Below are 15788 nucleotides of genomic sequence, written 5' to 3' on the forward strand. Positions count from 1 at the left end.
TGGCAATGCGGGTGAAGGGACTTGAACCCCCACGTCATAAAGACACTAGATCCTAAGTCTAGCGCGTCTGCCAATTCCGCCACACCCGCATGAAAATGGTGAGCCATGAAGGACTCGAACCTTCGACCCTCTGATTAAAAGTCAGATGCTCTACCAACTGAGCTAATGGCTCGCTTTTAAAGCGACTTGTCTATCTTACCATATGAAAGTGGTGCCGGCAAGAGGACTTGAACCCCCAACCTACTGATTACAAGTCAGTTGCTCTACCAGTTGAGCTACACCGGCTTTATCTATCCTAACATTATGTAAGAATAAATATGGTGGAGGATGACGGGCTCGAACCGCCGACCCTCTGCTTGTAAGGCAGATGCTCTCCCAGCTGAGCTAATCCTCCACTATGTAGGAATCTCTCGATCCGACAAAGATTATTATATACAGGTTTTACTCATTTGTAAAGGCTATATTAAAAAAATTTTATTTCATTTTTCATGACGTATTTCTTTTAACAGATGATGTTCATGTTCTCAGTCAAAACAGCTTCAATTCAGCGTTTAACAGCTGTATTTCTCTTTTCTATATTTAAAAACGAGCAAATCCTTTAAAAATATCAGCAGCCTTTCAACTTTTATACTTTAATGATATAGATATTTATTCATTTTAACTGTTAAAAGCAATGTATGTTATGATTTGAATAAAATAGACTTATACACCTGCTATTCTTTCTCTCTATTGTTTTTCTCTGCATTTAAAAGTGAACATTCTCACAGACTTTCTCGTTGTTTGAGAGAATCTGCACACTTGTCGTCAATTAAATCAATCTGAATCATACAACATATCAATTAGATAACAAAAAAGACCAGTTCCGACTGGAACTGATCCTTTGAAAAGCTTGGCGGCGTCCTACTCTCACAGGGGGAAACCCCCAACTACCATCGGCGCTGAAGAGCTTAACTTCCGTGTTCGGTATGGGAACGGGTGTGACCTCTTCGCTATCGCCACCAAACCTGATGGAGAGAATGTTCTCTCAAAACTAGATAACAATGTTCAAGCTTCACATTAGAATATAGGTTAAGTCCTCGATCTATTAGTATCTGTCAGCTCCACGTGTCACCACGCTTCCACCTCAGACCTATCAACCTGATCATCTTTCAGGGATCTTACTTCCTTGCGGAATGGGAAATCTCATCTTGAGGGGGGCTTCATGCTTAGATGCTTTCAGCACTTATCCCGTCCGCACATAGCTACCCAGCGATGCCCTTGGCAGAACAACTGGTACACCAGCGGTGCGTCCATCCCGGTCCTCTCGTACTAAGGACAGCTCCTCTCAAATTTCCTGCGCCCGCGACGGATAGGGACCGAACTGTCTCACGACGTTCTGAACCCAGCTCGCGTACCGCTTTAATGGGCGAACAGCCCAACCCTTGGGACCGACTACAGCCCCAGGATGCGATGAGCCGACATCGAGGTGCCAAACCTCCCCGTCGATGTGGACTCTTGGGGGAGATAAGCCTGTTATCCCCGGGGTAGCTTTTATCCGTTGAGCGATGGCCCTTCCATGCGGAACCACCGGATCACTAAGCCCGACTTTCGTCCCTGCTCGACTTGTAGGTCTCGCAGTCAAGCTCCCTTGTGCCTTTACACTCTGCGAATGATTTCCAACCATTCTGAGGGAACCTTTGGGCGCCTCCGTTACATTTTAGGAGGCGACCGCCCCAGTCAAACTGCCCACCTGACACTGTCTCCCTGCCCGATAAGGGCAGCGGGTTAGAAGGTCAATACAGCCAGGGTAGTATCCCACCGATGCCTCCACCGAAGCTAGCGCTCCGGTTTCCAAGGCTCCTACCTATCCTGTACAAGCTGTACCAACATTCAATATCAGGCTGCAGTAAAGCTCCACGGGGTCTTTCCGTCCTGTCGCGGGTAACCTGCATCTTCACAGGTACTATAATTTCACCGAGTCTCTCGTTGAGACAGTGCCCAGATCGTTGCGCCTTTCGTGCGGGTCGGAACTTACCCGACAAGGAATTTCGCTACCTTAGGACCGTTATAGTTACGGCCGCCGTTTACTGGGGCTTCAATTCGCACCTTCGCTTACGCTAAGCGCTCCTCTTAACCTTCCAGCACCGGGCAGGCGTCAGCCCCTATACTTCGCCTTACGGCTTCGCAGAGACCTGTGTTTTTGCTAAACAGTCGCCTGGGCCTATTCACTGCGGCTTCTCGGGGCTTTAACACCCTAAGAAGCACCCCTTCTCCCGAAGTTACGGGGTCATTTTGCCGAGTTCCTTAACGAGAGTTCTCTCGATCACCTTAGGATTCTCTCCTCGCCTACCTGTGTCGGTTTGCGGTACGGGCACCTCTCACCTCGCTAGAGGCTTTTCTTGGCAGTGTGGAATCAGGAACTTCGCTACTAAATTTCGCTCGCCATCACAGCTCAGCCTTCACGGGAAACGGATTTGCCTATTTCCCAGCCTAACTGCTTGGACGCGGATATCCAATACCGCGCTTACCCTATCCTCCTGCGTCCCCCCATTGCTCAAATGGTGAGGAGGTGGTACAGGAATATCAACCTGTTGTCCATCGCCTACGCCTTTCGGCCTCGGCTTAGGTCCCGACTAACCCTGAGCGGACGAGCCTTCCTCAGGAAACCTTAGGCATTCGGTGGACGGGATTCTCACCCGTCTTTCGCTACTCATACCGGCATTCTCACTTCTAAGCGCTCCACCAGTCCTTCCGGTCTGACTTCACTGCACTTAGAACGCTCTCCTACCACTGTTCGTAAGAACAGTCCGCAGCTTCGGTGATACGTTTAGCCCCGGTACATTTTCGGCGCAGAGTCACTCGACCAGTGAGCTATTACGCACTCTTTAAATGGTGGCTGCTTCTAAGCCAACATCCTGGTTGTCTAAGCAACTCCACATCCTTTTCCACTTAACGTATACTTTGGGACCTTAGCTGGCGGTCTGGGCTGTTTCCCTTTCGACTACGGATCTTATCACTCGCAGTCTGACTCCCAAGGATAAGTCATCGGCATTCGGAGTTTGACTGAATTCGGTAACCCGGTAGGGGCCCCTAGTCCAATCAGTGCTCTACCTCCGAGACTCTTACCTTGAGGCTAGCCCTAAAGCTATTTCGGAGAGAACCAGCTATCTCCAGGTTCGATTGGCATTTCACCCCTACCCACACCTCATCCCCGCACTTTTCAACGTGCGTGGGTTCGGGCCTCCATTCAGTGTTACCTGAACTTCACCCTGGACATGGGTAGATCACCTGGTTTCGGGTCTACGACCACGTACTCATGCGCCCTATTCAGACTCGCTTTCGCTGCGGCTCCGCATCTTCTGCTTAACCTTGCACGGGATCGTAACTCGCCGGTTCATTCTACAAAAGGCACGCCATCACCCGTTAACGGGCTCTGACTACTTGTAGGCACACGGTTTCAGGATCTATTTCACTCCCCTTCCGGGGTGCTTTTCACCTTTCCCTCACGGTACTGGTTCACTATCGGTCACTAGGGAGTATTTAGCCTTGGGAGATGGTCCTCCCGGATTCCGACGGAATTTCACGTGTTCCGCCGTACTCAGGATCCACTCTGGAGAGAACAACATTTCAGTTACAGGGCTGTTACCTTCTTTGGCGGGCCTTTCCAGACCTCTTCGCTTATATCGTTCCTTTGTAACTCCGTATAGAGTGTCCTACAACCCCAAGAGGCAAGCCTCTTGGTTTGGGCTGTTCCCGTTTCGCTCGCCGCTACTCAGGGAATCGCATTTGCTTTCTCTTCCTCCGGGTACTTAGATGTTTCAGTTCCCCGGGTATGCCTTCTCATACTCTATGTATTCAAGTATGGATACTACTCCATTACGAGCAGTGGGTTTCCCCATTCGGAAATCTCCGGATCAAAGCTTGCTTACAGCTCCCCGAAGCATATCGGTGTTCGTCCCGTCCTTCATCGGCTCCTAGTGCCAAGGCATCCACCGTGCGCCCTTTCTAACTTAACCATTTCTTACTTTAGAAAGAATCACTATGTGTGATGAACTTTGCATTGCATTCAATGTGAATGTATTACTTATTGTTATCTAGTTTTCAAAGAACAATCCTGTCTCGCTAGAGACATGTTTTGAAGGGTTGATCCTTCAAAACTAAACAAGACGAAAAACGTACGCTGCTCCATATATCCTTAGAAAGGAGGTGATCCAGCCGCACCTTCCGATACGGCTACCTTGTTACGACTTCACCCCAATCATCTGTCCCACCTTCGGCGGCTGGCTCCATAAAGGTTACCTCACCGACTTCGGGTGTTACAAACTCTCGTGGTGTGACGGGCGGTGTGTACAAGGCCCGGGAACGTATTCACCGCGGCATGCTGATCCGCGATTACTAGCGATTCCAGCTTCACGCAGTCGAGTTGCAGACTGCGATCCGAACTGAGAACAGATTTGTGGGATTGGCTAAACCTTGCGGTCTCGCAGCCCTTTGTTCTGTCCATTGTAGCACGTGTGTAGCCCAGGTCATAAGGGGCATGATGATTTGACGTCATCCCCACCTTCCTCCGGTTTGTCACCGGCAGTCACCTTAGAGTGCCCAACTAAATGCTGGCAACTAAGATCAAGGGTTGCGCTCGTTGCGGGACTTAACCCAACATCTCACGACACGAGCTGACGACAACCATGCACCACCTGTCACTCTGTCCCCGAAGGGAAAGCCCTATCTCTAGGGTTGTCAGAGGATGTCAAGACCTGGTAAGGTTCTTCGCGTTGCTTCGAATTAAACCACATGCTCCACCGCTTGTGCGGGCCCCCGTCAATTCCTTTGAGTTTCAGTCTTGCGACCGTACTCCCCAGGCGGAGTGCTTAATGCGTTAGCTGCAGCACTAAGGGGCGGAAACCCCCTAACACTTAGCACTCATCGTTTACGGCGTGGACTACCAGGGTATCTAATCCTGTTCGCTCCCCACGCTTTCGCTCCTCAGCGTCAGTTACAGACCAGAGAGTCGCCTTCGCCACTGGTGTTCCTCCACATCTCTACGCATTTCACCGCTACACGTGGAATTCCACTCTCCTCTTCTGCACTCAAGTTTCCCAGTTTCCAATGACCCTCCCCGGTTGAGCCGGGGGCTTTCACATCAGACTTAAGAAACCGCCTGCGAGCCCTTTACGCCCAATAATTCCGGACAACGCTTGCCACCTACGTATTACCGCGGCTGCTGGCACGTAGTTAGCCGTGGCTTTCTGGTTAGGTACCGTCAAGGTGCAAGCAGTTACTCTTGCACTTGTTCTTCCCTAACAACAGAGCTTTACGATCCGAAAACCTTCATCACTCACGCGGCGTTGCTCCGTCAGACTTTCGTCCATTGCGGAAGATTCCCTACTGCTGCCTCCCGTAGGAGTCTGGGCCGTGTCTCAGTCCCAGTGTGGCCGATCACCCTCTCAGGTCGGCTACGCATCGTCGCCTTGGTGAGCCGTTACCTCACCAACTAGCTAATGCGCCGCGGGTCCATCTGTAAGTGACAGCCGAAACCGTCTTTCATCCTTGAACCATGCGGTTCAAGGAACTATCCGGTATTAGCTCCGGTTTCCCGGAGTTATCCCAGTCTTACAGGCAGGTTACCCACGTGTTACTCACCCGTCCGCCGCTAACATCCAGGAGCAAGCTCCCTTCTGTCCGCTCGACTTGCATGTATTAGGCACGCCGCCAGCGTTCGTCCTGAGCCAGGATCAAACTCTCCGAGGTATGCAGGATGCATATCACACATGCGTTGCTACACGATGTAGCGAACTTAGCATGTGATCATTTCCTGCCTCGCCAGTTTGACTGACTACCTATGAAGTATCATAGGATTTTTTTATAAAAACTCGAATTAACAGGTACGTTTTGTCTTGTTTAGTTTTCAAAGATCATCTTCATTTTCGCTCAGAGGCGACTTTATTAATATAACATTCTATCAAGATGAAGTCAACAACTTTTTTCTTGAATGTTATTTCTCAACCGCGCTGTTTCAGCGGCGAATACAAATATAACACCTTTTAAAAGAAGAAACAAGTATTTTTTCTAAATAATTTATTTTTCTTGATCTCTTCCTATATATTCGTACAAAAAGGGCTTAACTCCGTAATTCACTATTGTTGATCCTGTAGGTCTTTAGTATATTTATAATAGATTGAAATTAAATAACCGCAGGGGGAGCTTTGTGCTGAGAGTGAACAATTCGTTGTTCTGACCCTTTGAACCTGTCAGTTAATACTGAAGTAGGAATGTGGAATCACTTGCATACATGCATTGTATTCAAGCCGATATGTTTTTCTATGAATCACATACTCATCCTGACATGGTCTCTCCTTGCACAATTCGTGAAAAGGGGATTTTTTTATGCAGCAATCAAATCAATTAGTACGACTGATGGAGATCGCCATCATGACTTCTCTTGCACTTGTTTTAGATTATTTATCAGGTCTCTTTTTAAGAATGCCGAACGGCGGGTCAATTGCACTGATCATGATTCCTGTCATTCTCATGTCCATTAGATGGGGCGTGTCTGCTGGATTTATCATCGGTGTGTTAATCGCAGGACTGCAGCTGATGAACAATCCTATTATCGCCACACCTGTACAAGGATTTCTCGATTACTTTGTCGCATCTGTTGTGATTTGTTTAAGCGGGCTATTCTCAGGATCAATTAAAAAAGCCATTCAGGATAAAAAGCGAAAGAAACAATTCTTCTATATTATCCTAGCTGTATTTGTCGCCAGTTTCTTCAGACTGCTGACGTTCTTTATTTCAGGCGTTGTTTTCTTTTCTCATTACGCACCAAAAGGAACGCCGGGATGGGTGTATTCATTAGTTTATAACAGCACATATATGATTCCTTCATTTATCATTTGTAGTATTGTTCTTTGTTTACTCATCCCTAATGCGTCTCGTTTGGTTTTTCCTCAACAAAAATAACCTGGCTGCTTCAGCGGGTTATTTTTTTATGCATAATTTGCTGCTCTATTGAATCTATTACTAGTAGAAGATTTCATGCTGGAGGTACGACAATGAATCCTTACTCCATTATGCTGTGCTGTTACATTCTCAGTCTCGCCTATTTTTTGGCAAGTTTCTATGAGGCATTAAAAATAGCAGGTGTGAAAGGAAAAGTAGAGGCTTCTCCTTTTATATCTTATATTTTACTCGCCACACTTTTTACTTTTTTTTCTCACTATTACTGGAAGCTGACGATATAATCTGTTGAACATGAGCACTTAGTACAGACAGTTCCCATCCATACCCTGTTTCCTCATGTTTTTCACCAGCCAGCTCGAACTGGCTGGTGACAGCAAAACTAGGCTGCAGCTTTTGATAAAATTGCTTCGCTGAATTTTGCTCAAATACCCAGAGCAGCATATTCTGATAGCCTTTCTCTATTAAATAATCCACACCTTTTGCAATCAAAGCCATACCCGCTCCTGATTTCTGTTTTCTCTGCAACAAATAGATGGCATAAAGCTCACCATCGTATGTTGAATATCTCTCATCACGCTGTTTTCCGAAGGAAGCAAAACCAAATACTCCGTCAGTATCCTCTGCGACAAATGTGCCTTCAAGCAATCTGCTTCTCCAGCTCTCTTCCCGCTCCTGTACATTTAAAGCATCTAAATACTCTTGTGAAATGATGCCGTGATAAGTCGTTTGCCAGCTCTCCACATGGATTTGCGCGATTTTAGGAATATCGTTATGTACTGCATGTCTAACCTTCATCTGCACACTCCTTCTAGCCATTTTCTACTCTATGTTTCATATGATAAGTTTCTATTTTATAAAATTCAATCCCTAATGGATATCCGTTGACATGTCTGCAGGCATTCTTGTCAATCTTTCTTCTATTAAAAGACACCGGCATGTGCCCCAAGTAAAATAGACACCCTCTATCAGAAGGTGTCTTTTGATTTTATTCTTCTATTTGACGATCAGCGATTTCTTTTTTTCTTGGCTGTTTGATTTCATTCGTCAGTTCTTGGATGCTTTGTTTCACATTGCCTTTGCCAGAGAAATTCTCAATAATTTCTTTGACATCAATTCCAGAGGAAGCTTTCAGACTTTCTTGAAGACTGGACATAAGGTTTGTCGCATAGCCGGTCACTTTATTGGCACCGCTGCCTTCCCCGTTACCGCCTGTATCAACAACTGTAATTTTATCAATGTTAGAAAGTGGAGCAGATACTTGTTTCGCATATTCAGGTAGCATTTTCACAATCATATCGAGAATCGCCGCTTGACCATACTGCTCGAATGCTTCTGCAATTTTCTCTTTCGCTTCTGCTTCCGCAAGTCCTTTCAATCTAATGACTTCTGCTTCGCTTTCCCCTTTTGCACGATCGGCTTCCGCTTTGGCAAGCCCGTCAATCCGAACTTTCTCTGCTTCTGCTTTTGCCATTGCTTCAATGCTGTATTTCTTCGCATCTGCTTCAGCAAGACGCTTCGCTTTTTCCGCCGCAGCCGACTGCTCAACAGCATAACGGTCCGCATCTGCTTTCTTTTTCACTTCGGAATCATATTGACGTTCACGACGCTGAATCTCTTTTTCTTCCAATTCAATTTGTTTTTGACGTTCGATGATTTTGACTTGCATTTCTTGTTCCGTTACGTGTTGGCGGTTGCGAGCTGTTTCTAAATCGTACGCTTGGTCAGCGCTTGCTTTCGCTGTATCTTGTTCACGTCTAAATTCCGCTCGTTTCAATTCATTGATTTTTTCCGCCTCTGCGATTTCGGTCGCTCGCTCAAGCTCAGACTTCTTCGCATCTTTATCTGCTTCAGCACGTTTGATACGTGTTTCTTTATCTGCTTCGGCCGTTGCAATATCTGCATCTCGTTTCACTTGGGCAATTCTTGGCTTACCTAGAGATTCTAAATAGCCATTTTTATCACGAACATCTTTAATAGTGAACGACACAATGACGAGTCCCATTTTCGCTAAATCTTGAGATGCGACACGCTGTACTTCTTGAGAAAATTTCTCTCTGTTTTTATAAATCTCTTCAACTGTCATTGACCCTAAAATGGAGCGAAGGTGTCCTTCTAGTACTTCTCTTGCTTCATTTTCACGATCTTCTTTTGTTTTCCCTAAAAACTGCTCTGCCGCAGTGGCGATTTCTTCAATTGATCCACCAATTTTAATGATCGCCGTTCCATCGGCCATGACTGGTACACCTTGTTCAGTATAGACTTCAGGCGTTGAAACATCTAGCTTGCTAGATAGTAAGCTGAGCGGCTCTGCTTGTTGAAAAACAGGGAGTACAAAGGTACCTCCACCTCTTACAATCTTAATCTTGTTTCCACCTTCATCCACGTGGACATTTTTACTTCCGAGGTAACTTCCTGTGACGATTAATGCTTCATCTGGACCAGCTGTCCGGTATTTCGAAACAAATACACCAATAAGTGCAATGAGAATCACAAGCACAATTCCAATAATAATTAATATGGTTGTTCCTGGCATAGCATTCCCTCCTAGATTTCTTCATTTGGTATAACAGATAACACGCCTTTGTTCACTTCGACGACCAGCACCCGGGTTCCATATGGAATCTCCTCTTCGTCGAAACTGACGGCAGGCTTTGAGATTTTCCCGCTGTTACTAATTAACAGCACTTCTCCAAACCCATCTTTTGGTACAGATACAATGATCTCCCCAGTTCTTCCTTTTAGGTCGGCCTCCGTATATGAAAGGGATTCTTCAGCAGAGGAAAGCGGGACTAAGACAAATACATGTAAACAAGTAACGAGAACCACTGCGAGAATGGCAGATAATACTGCGCCAAGTCCACTTCCTACAATTGCTGTTTTTTCAGAGATAAATCCTCCAGCCGAGAAAAAGGTAAGAAATGCGAGGATCAATGTTGGTTGAAGGAACGGGACAGGAATCGCTTCAAACAACCCATCAAATACATCGCCAAAAAAGACGAAAACAAGCGTCAGGATTCCTGATACCATCAATATGTATAAGTACAACGTCTGAAGAGGCAGCCCAAACACATCCATCTTCCTCACCCTTTCTTTATGAAATGAGCAGCCTTTCATTCATTTAGACCATGCTCACATCCAAGTGTATTCCTTCTAACAGGTAATACGAACCACTTTTGTAAAGGTTTCAAATTTCCTCACAATTCTTCAAAGGAATTCAACGATAGCTCAAGAATGATTGTCATGTACCAGTATGTTAAAATTTGATCTTGAGGTGATGAAAATGAGTTTATTACATGATGCAAGACAAGAATTGTGGCAAGAGCTGCAAGGTTTGAACGAAGAACAATTGAATCAAAAATTATCTGATGATACTTGGAGTATTCAAGAGGTGGCAGATCATTTAAAGAAGATGGACCTAGTTGCAGCAAAACATCTAGCTGCCGAGGGGAAAAAAGCACCGATTAAAGAATATGAGCCAAAGCCGGTGGAAATGGCAGAGGATCGTTCAAGAAAAGCCACTGCGCCTAGTATTGTTGAGCCAGAGCGCAAGCATGTGACACCTACACATTTAAAAGATGAGCTTGATACAGCTCGTGAGAAATTAAATCAAATTTTATCAACGTTTACAGAGGAAGATTTCAAACGCGTGATTGCACATCCTGTGTTTGAAGAACTTTCATTAAAGCAATACCTTGATTTTATCGGCGCACATGAAAAGCGCCATATTCATCAAATTAAAGAAATTAAAGAACAGCTATAAGATGTAAAAAAGACTCCCTTTTGGGAGCCTTTTTTCATTGTTACACTGTTTTAGGTGTTAAATCAAAGCAGCGAGCGTAAATCCAGTTGTATGCTTTTTCGTTCAGGTCTCTTGGATTTCCAACTGTTTGCGGATCTTTCATTGCTTCTTTAGATAAACGGTCGATCATATCTTTTGGTACACCTTGTTCTTCTAATGAAGGAACTTCTAGGTCTTCCACTAAATCATACATCCAATTCACTGCTGCTTTTGCAGCTTCCTCTGTTGTCATTCTGCTTGTATCAATTCCGAATGCTTGCGCAATTCGAGCGAACTTCTCTGGGTACCCTTTCCAGTTATATTCCATGACAGGTCCCATCATTGCCGCTACACATTGGCCATGTGCGACAGGAATAATACCCCCAAGCGTTTGACTCATCGCATGGGCTGCACCAGCTGATTCACTTCCATAGGAAAGTCCTGCAAGCATCGCAGCTTGTGCCATTCCATATCTTGCTTCTAAATCCTCTCCATCAGCAAAGGCACGGCGAATATAATGAGCAGCATATTCAATGGCCATGAGTGCTACTGCATCTGTAATTGGCTGAGCAAATTTCATCGTATAGCATTCGATTGCGTGCGCAAGCGCATCAATACCCGTCATTGCCGTCACATGCGGCGGCATAGATACATGAAGCTCAGGGTCAATCACTGTTAGATGAGCTGCAATGAGTGGTCCACCTGTGTTGAATTTGAATTCCCTTTCTTCGTCAGTGATCACTGCCCACTGCGTGACCTCTGAACCTGTACCAGCCGTTGTCGGAATTGTGGTTAACGGAGGGATTCTATTTTCAAGCGGTTTTTTCCCCTCAGCCGCTTCGTAATCAAGAACTGATCCTTCATGAGTCGCTTCCACACCGATAGCCTTCGCTGTATCCATTGAGCTTCCGCCACCTACTGCGACTAAACCATTACAACCTTCTTTTTCATATAACGCAGATCCTTCATTCACTAAACGGACTGGCGGGTTTGGTTCTACTTTATTAAATAGAACCACATCAATTTGCGCTTCTTTTAATGAAGCAATCACTGGATCTACAACACCCGCTTGATAAATACCAGGGTCTGTTACAAGCAATACCTTTGAAACGCCGTACGCTTTCACTTCTTCCCCAACATGTTTCACTGCCCCAATGCCATGCTTGATGACAGTCGGAATTTCAAACGTATGGAATTTTTGCATGCTTTCAATTTTCATATTTAAAGTCATATAGAATCTCCTCCAGATAAGTGATATTTATTTAAACCAATGAACTGCTTCCGGTTTTGTATTTCGATATAAATGTTTTAGTTCCGTATATTCTTCAAGGCCCGTACGTCCTAATTCACGTCCAAGACCTGATTGTTTATATCCACCCCACGGTGCTTGGGCAAAATAAGGATGGAAGTCGTTGATCCATACCGTGCCTAATCTTAATTGACGAGCCACTCGTTCAGCTTTGCCGATATCAGAAGACCACACCGCTCCTGCTAAACCATAAATCGTGTCATTTGCCAGCTCGATGACTTCTTCCTCTGATCGGAAGGATTCGACAGTGAGGACTGGTCCAAACACTTCTTCCTGAACAATTCGCATCTCTGATGTACAGCCTGAGAAAATCGTCGGCAAGTAGAAGAACCCTTTTTGAAGCTCCTCTGCTTCTGGTCGTTTCCCGCCTGTCTCTAATGTTGCGCCTTCGTCTAAACCGATGCTGACGTATTTTTCTACTTTTTCTCGATGCTCAGCTGAGATGAGCGGTCCGCTCTGGGTTCCTTCATCAAAGCCGTTGCCTAGCTTGATTTTTTTCGTACGCTTCACCAGTTCTTCTAAAAATTCATCGTGAATGGATTCTTCCACTAACAAGCGTGAACCTGCTGAACACACTTGCCCTGCATGGAAAAACACGGCATTCATTGCCTGGTCAACCGCTACGTCTAAATCAGCATCTTGAAAGACGATATTCGGGTTTTTCCCGCCGAGCTCAAGGGCGATTTTCTTCACATTCCCACTGGCTCCCTGCATGATTTTCTTACCTGTTTCAATACCGCCTGTGAATGAAATTAAATCGACTTGGTCATTGACAGCCAGCTCATCTCCAACAGTTGCTCCAGGTCCAAGCACTAAGTTGGCAACGCCTGCTGGAACACCCGCTTCTTCCATAAGTTTGAAAACTTTGATCGTGGTTAATGGTGTAATTTCACTTGGCTTTAGTACGATTGTATTTCCAGCTGCAAGTGCAGGAGCGATTTTCCAGCTCGCTTGAAGCAATGGATAGTTCCAAGGAGTGATTTGACCGCATACACCGACAGGTTCTCGGACTAATTCACTTTTTGAGTTTGGAATAGGCGATGCAATGATTTCCCCGCCATCCTTATCAGCAAGCCCCGCATAATATTGGAACACGTTCGCAATATCGTCCATATCTGCTTTGCTTTCTTCTAATGTTTTGCCAGTATCAAGTGATTCTAATTTGGCTAATTCATCAAGGTCTCGCCTAATCAATTCAGCAATTTTAAACACAATATTTCCTCTTTCAAGTCCAGGCATGTTTGCCCAATCACCTTGATCGAAGCTTTTTCTCGCTGCCTTAATGGCTAACTGCGCGTCATTTCTTGATCCTTCACTGACTGTCGCGATCACTTCTTGATTAAATGGATTGATGATATCTCTTGTGTCGCCACTCTTAGCGCCAACCCATTGTCCATCGATAAATAGTGTTTGACTCATAGAAGGAACCTCCTCTGATTCTCTTTAGTAAGTTTGTTAAATAAAAATTTAACGTTTTGAACATAATTAACTTAACATGTTCAAATTTTTCTGTCAAAGGGGGATATGCTTCTTTTATTTTGACATTTTGCATTCTTTCGTTAACATATAGTCCATAAAGATTTTTTTGAACGTATTGAATTCACTTAATAGAAAGCAGGGACAAGATGAAAAAGCAGGAACAGCCACAAGCAGAAGAACGCATTTTAGCTGCTAAAGATCTCGTCATTGATTCCATCGCTGAAACAATGGATCTCTATGGCATTACTAGAAGTGCGGGTATTCTATATGGGACGATGTATTTAAATGAGGAAATGACGCTGGATGAAATGCGTGAAGAGCTGCAAATGAGTAAGCCTAGTATGAGTACGGGTGTAAAAAAACTGCAAGACATGAATATTGTCAAAAAGACCTTTCACCGCGGCCGAAGAAAACACAGCTTTGTTGCTGAGAAAGACTTTTTTAAGTTTTTCATGAACTTCTTCCCGCAAAAATGGGAACGAGAGGTCGAGGTTAATCTGGCAGCGATTGAAGAAGCGCAAGAGCGCCTTCAAGATGTAGCTCGTGATGATCAGGCGGAGGAACATGAAAGAGAGGAAGCGAAACAGCTCATTGAACAGCTTGAAAGCTCAAAAGCCTATTATGACTGGCTTAGACGATTAGCCCACTCGGTTCATTCGGGAGAAATCTTTGACTTTATTCCGATTGATCAGAAAGAAAAATAGCCGGGGTGTTTGTGTTTTACAGCTTGAATTTTACAGGAGGATTGATTATAATAAGTTATGTCGTAATACTTCGGGGCATTAGCTCAGCTGGGAGAGCGCTACGCTGGCAGCGTAGAGGTCAGCGGTTCGATCCCGCTATGCTCCATTATCAAAAGCCTATCCAATGATGGATAGGCTTTTTCATTTGATTTTACTCATAAAAGCTTATTTGTCTGGTTCTTGAATTTGATAACCAAAGACTCCTTTTATTTCAACATCCCCACAACCTTCTTTTTTAGTCAGTTTAATACCATGGGGTCTATAAATGTAGCGACCACTTGATAAAATTCGGTCTGTTGCACTTAGATCATATTGGTTACCTGTATACTCTTTGACTGATGACGGAAAATCCGTTCCTGATAAGGATGTTCTGTAGAGTGTCACCTCTAAAGTACAACCTTCTGCATTTAGTATAGAAAATTGGTAGCCGTGAGTAGATGGATATTGTTCAGGATTATTTTGACCTCCTGGTACCCACAGATATTTTTCCTGTTCCGTCATGATGAAATCAACTTCTACTTCTCGATAAATGGTCTTAGCTGCAACCTTTTCCATATTAAAATGGAACATGACAATGAAACAAAGAGACATCATTAATAATATTCGCTTCATACAACCCCTCCATTCATTTTTACCATTATACAACAAACAACACCAAAAATGGTTTTATTTTACTTTTTTATAAAAGGAAAGGGTTTTTTCATTCCATATGTGTTAACTTTCTATGACCTTTCTTAATGTTTCTTTGGTCTTTGGACCATATATGCCATCTGGGGTTAACCCATGCATCATTTGAAATCGAGACACTGCATTCGCAGTCTTGGGTCCATAGTACCCATCGATTCCATTGTTGATCGCTCCCTTATCAGGATAAAAATAAATCGATGCCAAGGCTTGTTGTACGGCTTTTACAGCTGTCCCTTTTGTAAGAGGCTTTGTCACTTTTAAAATACCTGCAGGCAAACTGTATGTTTTTTTGACCTTGTTGGTTTTAGATGTTGATCTCGTTGATATGGTTTTGATAGATGTTTCTTTCACAGGTTTAGCTGTTGTCATTTGACTTGATGCTGATGCAATACCAGCTTTGAAGCCATCCCACCGATTTAACAGCTTACGCGGACACTCTTTGCCGCTCCAATGCTTATGCGGCACCACGTTAGATAAAGGAATTCCTAAATCCCCCATCAGTTTCCGAATAAGCCATTGGGCGTTTTTAACAGCCTGTTCAAAGTTAGCGCCTGCATTTTCACAAATTTCAATTCCAATTGATTTCATATTGCCGGTTCCCCTGCCATCTCCTGCGTGCCAGCCATTTTCGTTTAAAGGTAAATGCTGATAAATGACCTGATCATCGACAGTGTAGTGCCAGCTAACCCCGGTACTAGCCCGAGCAACAAATGCTGCATGATTCGCCGCATCTGCCCCCCGTCCAGTGTTCGATGTATTATGCACCGTAATATAGAGCGGCTTCATCCTATTTCCTGGTCTGTTGCGATTTTGTTTTGGGATGAGTGCTTGAATGATCTTTACCATATTGTTT

At 44.6% G+C, this 15788-nt stretch carries 10 protein-coding genes, 5 tRNA genes, 3 rRNA genes and 1 riboswitch; of the genes, 4 read left to right on the top strand and 14 right to left on the bottom strand.

The annotated features are described in order from the left end of the window. Positions 1-6 precede the first annotated feature (6 nt). The 7 genes from NST57_RS15105 to NST57_RS15135 form a co-directional block, all read right to left on the bottom strand. Positions 7-89 (bottom strand) — tRNA-Leu (locus NST57_RS15105). A 7-nt stretch (positions 90-96) separates the two neighbouring features. After that, positions 97-172: transfer RNA gene (locus tag NST57_RS15110), tRNA-Lys, on the bottom strand. A gap of 37 nt (positions 173-209) precedes the next feature. After that, positions 210-285 (bottom strand) — tRNA-Thr (locus tag NST57_RS15115). Positions 286-318: 33 nt separating this feature from the next. Next, positions 319-394: transfer RNA gene (locus NST57_RS15120), tRNA-Val, on the bottom strand. A gap of 493 nt (positions 395-887) precedes the next feature. Continuing rightward, positions 888-1003, bottom strand: a 5S ribosomal RNA gene (gene rrf / locus NST57_RS15125). A 61-nt stretch (positions 1004-1064) separates the two neighbouring features. Beyond that, positions 1065-3995, bottom strand: a 23S ribosomal RNA gene (locus NST57_RS15130). Between the two features lie 183 nt (positions 3996-4178). Next, a 16S ribosomal RNA gene (locus tag NST57_RS15135) occupies positions 4179-5727 on the bottom strand. The 16S, 23S and 5S rRNA genes sit together here with 4 tRNA genes alongside, the layout of an rRNA operon. A gap of 436 nt (positions 5728-6163) precedes the next feature. Further along, a riboswitch (TPP riboswitch) is annotated at positions 6164-6266 on the top strand. 97 nt (positions 6267-6363) lie between these two features. Between NST57_RS15135 and thiT the strand changes: the two genes are divergently transcribed. Next, positions 6364-6939, top strand: a complete 576-nt coding sequence (gene thiT, locus NST57_RS15140) for an energy-coupled thiamine transporter ThiT (protein WP_142155826.1) — start codon at positions 6364-6366, stop codon at positions 6937-6939. Between the two features lie 240 nt (positions 6940-7179). On the opposite strand, the gene NST57_RS15145 is transcribed toward thiT, so the two are convergent. From NST57_RS15145 to NST57_RS15155, 3 genes are all read right to left on the bottom strand, one after another. Continuing rightward, positions 7180-7734, bottom strand: coding sequence for a GNAT family N-acetyltransferase (locus NST57_RS15145; RefSeq protein WP_341298786.1), 555 nt, complete (start codon positions 7732-7734; stop codon positions 7180-7182). A 190-nt stretch (positions 7735-7924) separates the two neighbouring features. Then, on the bottom strand, positions 7925-9472 hold the full coding sequence (locus NST57_RS15150; RefSeq protein WP_142155829.1) for a flotillin family protein: 1548 nt from the start codon (positions 9470-9472) through the stop codon (positions 7925-7927). A gap of 11 nt (positions 9473-9483) precedes the next feature. Further along, entirely contained in the window at positions 9484-10014 is a 531-nt protein-coding gene (locus NST57_RS15155) for a hypothetical protein (protein ID WP_017367919.1), read from the bottom strand. Positions 10015-10219: 205 nt separating this feature from the next. Between NST57_RS15155 and NST57_RS15160 the strand changes: the two genes are divergently transcribed. Beyond that, the gene (locus NST57_RS15160; protein ID WP_019743389.1) at positions 10220-10699 is read left to right on the top strand and encodes a DinB family protein; all 480 of its coding nucleotides are present in this window, start codon (positions 10220-10222) and stop codon (positions 10697-10699) included. A gap of 40 nt (positions 10700-10739) precedes the next feature. Here NST57_RS15160 and NST57_RS15165 read toward each other — a convergent pair whose 3' ends face one another. Both NST57_RS15165 and betB read right to left on the bottom strand, forming a co-directional pair. Further along, the gene (locus NST57_RS15165) at positions 10740-11948 is read right to left on the bottom strand and encodes an iron-containing alcohol dehydrogenase (RefSeq protein ID WP_007500606.1); all 1209 of its coding nucleotides are present in this window, start codon (positions 11946-11948) and stop codon (positions 10740-10742) included. Positions 11949-11975: 27 nt separating this feature from the next. Beyond that, positions 11976-13445, bottom strand: a complete 1470-nt coding sequence (gene betB, locus NST57_RS15170; RefSeq protein ID WP_341298787.1) for a betaine-aldehyde dehydrogenase — start codon at positions 13443-13445, stop codon at positions 11976-11978. A gap of 206 nt (positions 13446-13651) precedes the next feature. Between betB and cudC the strand changes: the two genes are divergently transcribed. Next, positions 13652-14209 (top strand): choline uptake/conversion transcriptional regulator CudC, encoded by a 558-nt coding sequence (cudC, locus tag NST57_RS15175; RefSeq protein WP_341298788.1) that lies wholly within the window; start codon positions 13652-13654, stop codon positions 14207-14209. A 72-nt stretch (positions 14210-14281) separates the two neighbouring features. After that, positions 14282-14354, top strand: a tRNA-Ala gene (locus NST57_RS15180). Between the two features lie 59 nt (positions 14355-14413). Here NST57_RS15180 and NST57_RS15185 read toward each other — a convergent pair. Continuing rightward, positions 14414-14860 (bottom strand): hypothetical protein, encoded by a 447-nt coding sequence (locus tag NST57_RS15185; protein ID WP_060781334.1) that lies wholly within the window; start codon positions 14858-14860, stop codon positions 14414-14416. Positions 14861-14962: 102 nt separating this feature from the next. Continuing rightward, the gene (locus NST57_RS15190; RefSeq protein WP_341298789.1) at positions 14963-15781 is read right to left on the bottom strand and encodes a peptidoglycan recognition protein family protein; all 819 of its coding nucleotides are present in this window, start codon (positions 15779-15781) and stop codon (positions 14963-14965) included. Between the last annotated feature and the right edge of the window lie 7 nt (positions 15782-15788).

Origin of the sequence: Bacillus sp. FSL M8-0077 (genome assembly GCF_038050255.1) — a bacterium.
In the GTDB taxonomy this organism is placed as follows: Bacteria; Bacillota; Bacilli; order Bacillales; family Bacillaceae; genus Bacillus; species Bacillus altitudinis.

Excerpts from the sequence above, each read along its gene's own strand:
- thiT (WP_142155826.1), top strand. The coding sequence starts at position 6,364 with ATGCAGCAATCAAATCAATTAGTACGACTGATGGAGATCGCCATCATG.
- NST57_RS15145 (WP_341298786.1), bottom strand. The coding sequence starts at position 7,734 with ATGAAGGTTAGACATGCAGTACATAACGATATTCCTAAAATCGCGCAA.
- NST57_RS15150 (WP_142155829.1), bottom strand. The coding sequence starts at position 9,472 with ATGCCAGGAACAACCATATTAATTATTATTGGAATTGTGCTTGTGATT.
- NST57_RS15155 (WP_017367919.1), bottom strand. The coding sequence starts at position 10,014 with ATGGATGTGTTTGGGCTGCCTCTTCAGACGTTGTACTTATACATATTG.
- NST57_RS15160 (WP_019743389.1), top strand. The coding sequence starts at position 10,220 with ATGAGTTTATTACATGATGCAAGACAAGAATTGTGGCAAGAGCTGCAA.
- NST57_RS15165 (WP_007500606.1), bottom strand. The coding sequence starts at position 11,948 with ATGACTTTAAATATGAAAATTGAAAGCATGCAAAAATTCCATACGTTT.
- betB (WP_341298787.1), bottom strand. The coding sequence starts at position 13,445 with ATGAGTCAAACACTATTTATCGATGGACAATGGGTTGGCGCTAAGAGT.
- cudC (WP_341298788.1), top strand. The coding sequence starts at position 13,652 with ATGAAAAAGCAGGAACAGCCACAAGCAGAAGAACGCATTTTAGCTGCT.
- NST57_RS15185 (WP_060781334.1), bottom strand. The coding sequence starts at position 14,860 with ATGAAGCGAATATTATTAATGATGTCTCTTTGTTTCATTGTCATGTTC.
- NST57_RS15190 (WP_341298789.1), bottom strand. The coding sequence starts at position 15,781 with ATGGTAAAGATCATTCAAGCACTCATCCCAAAACAAAATCGCAACAGA.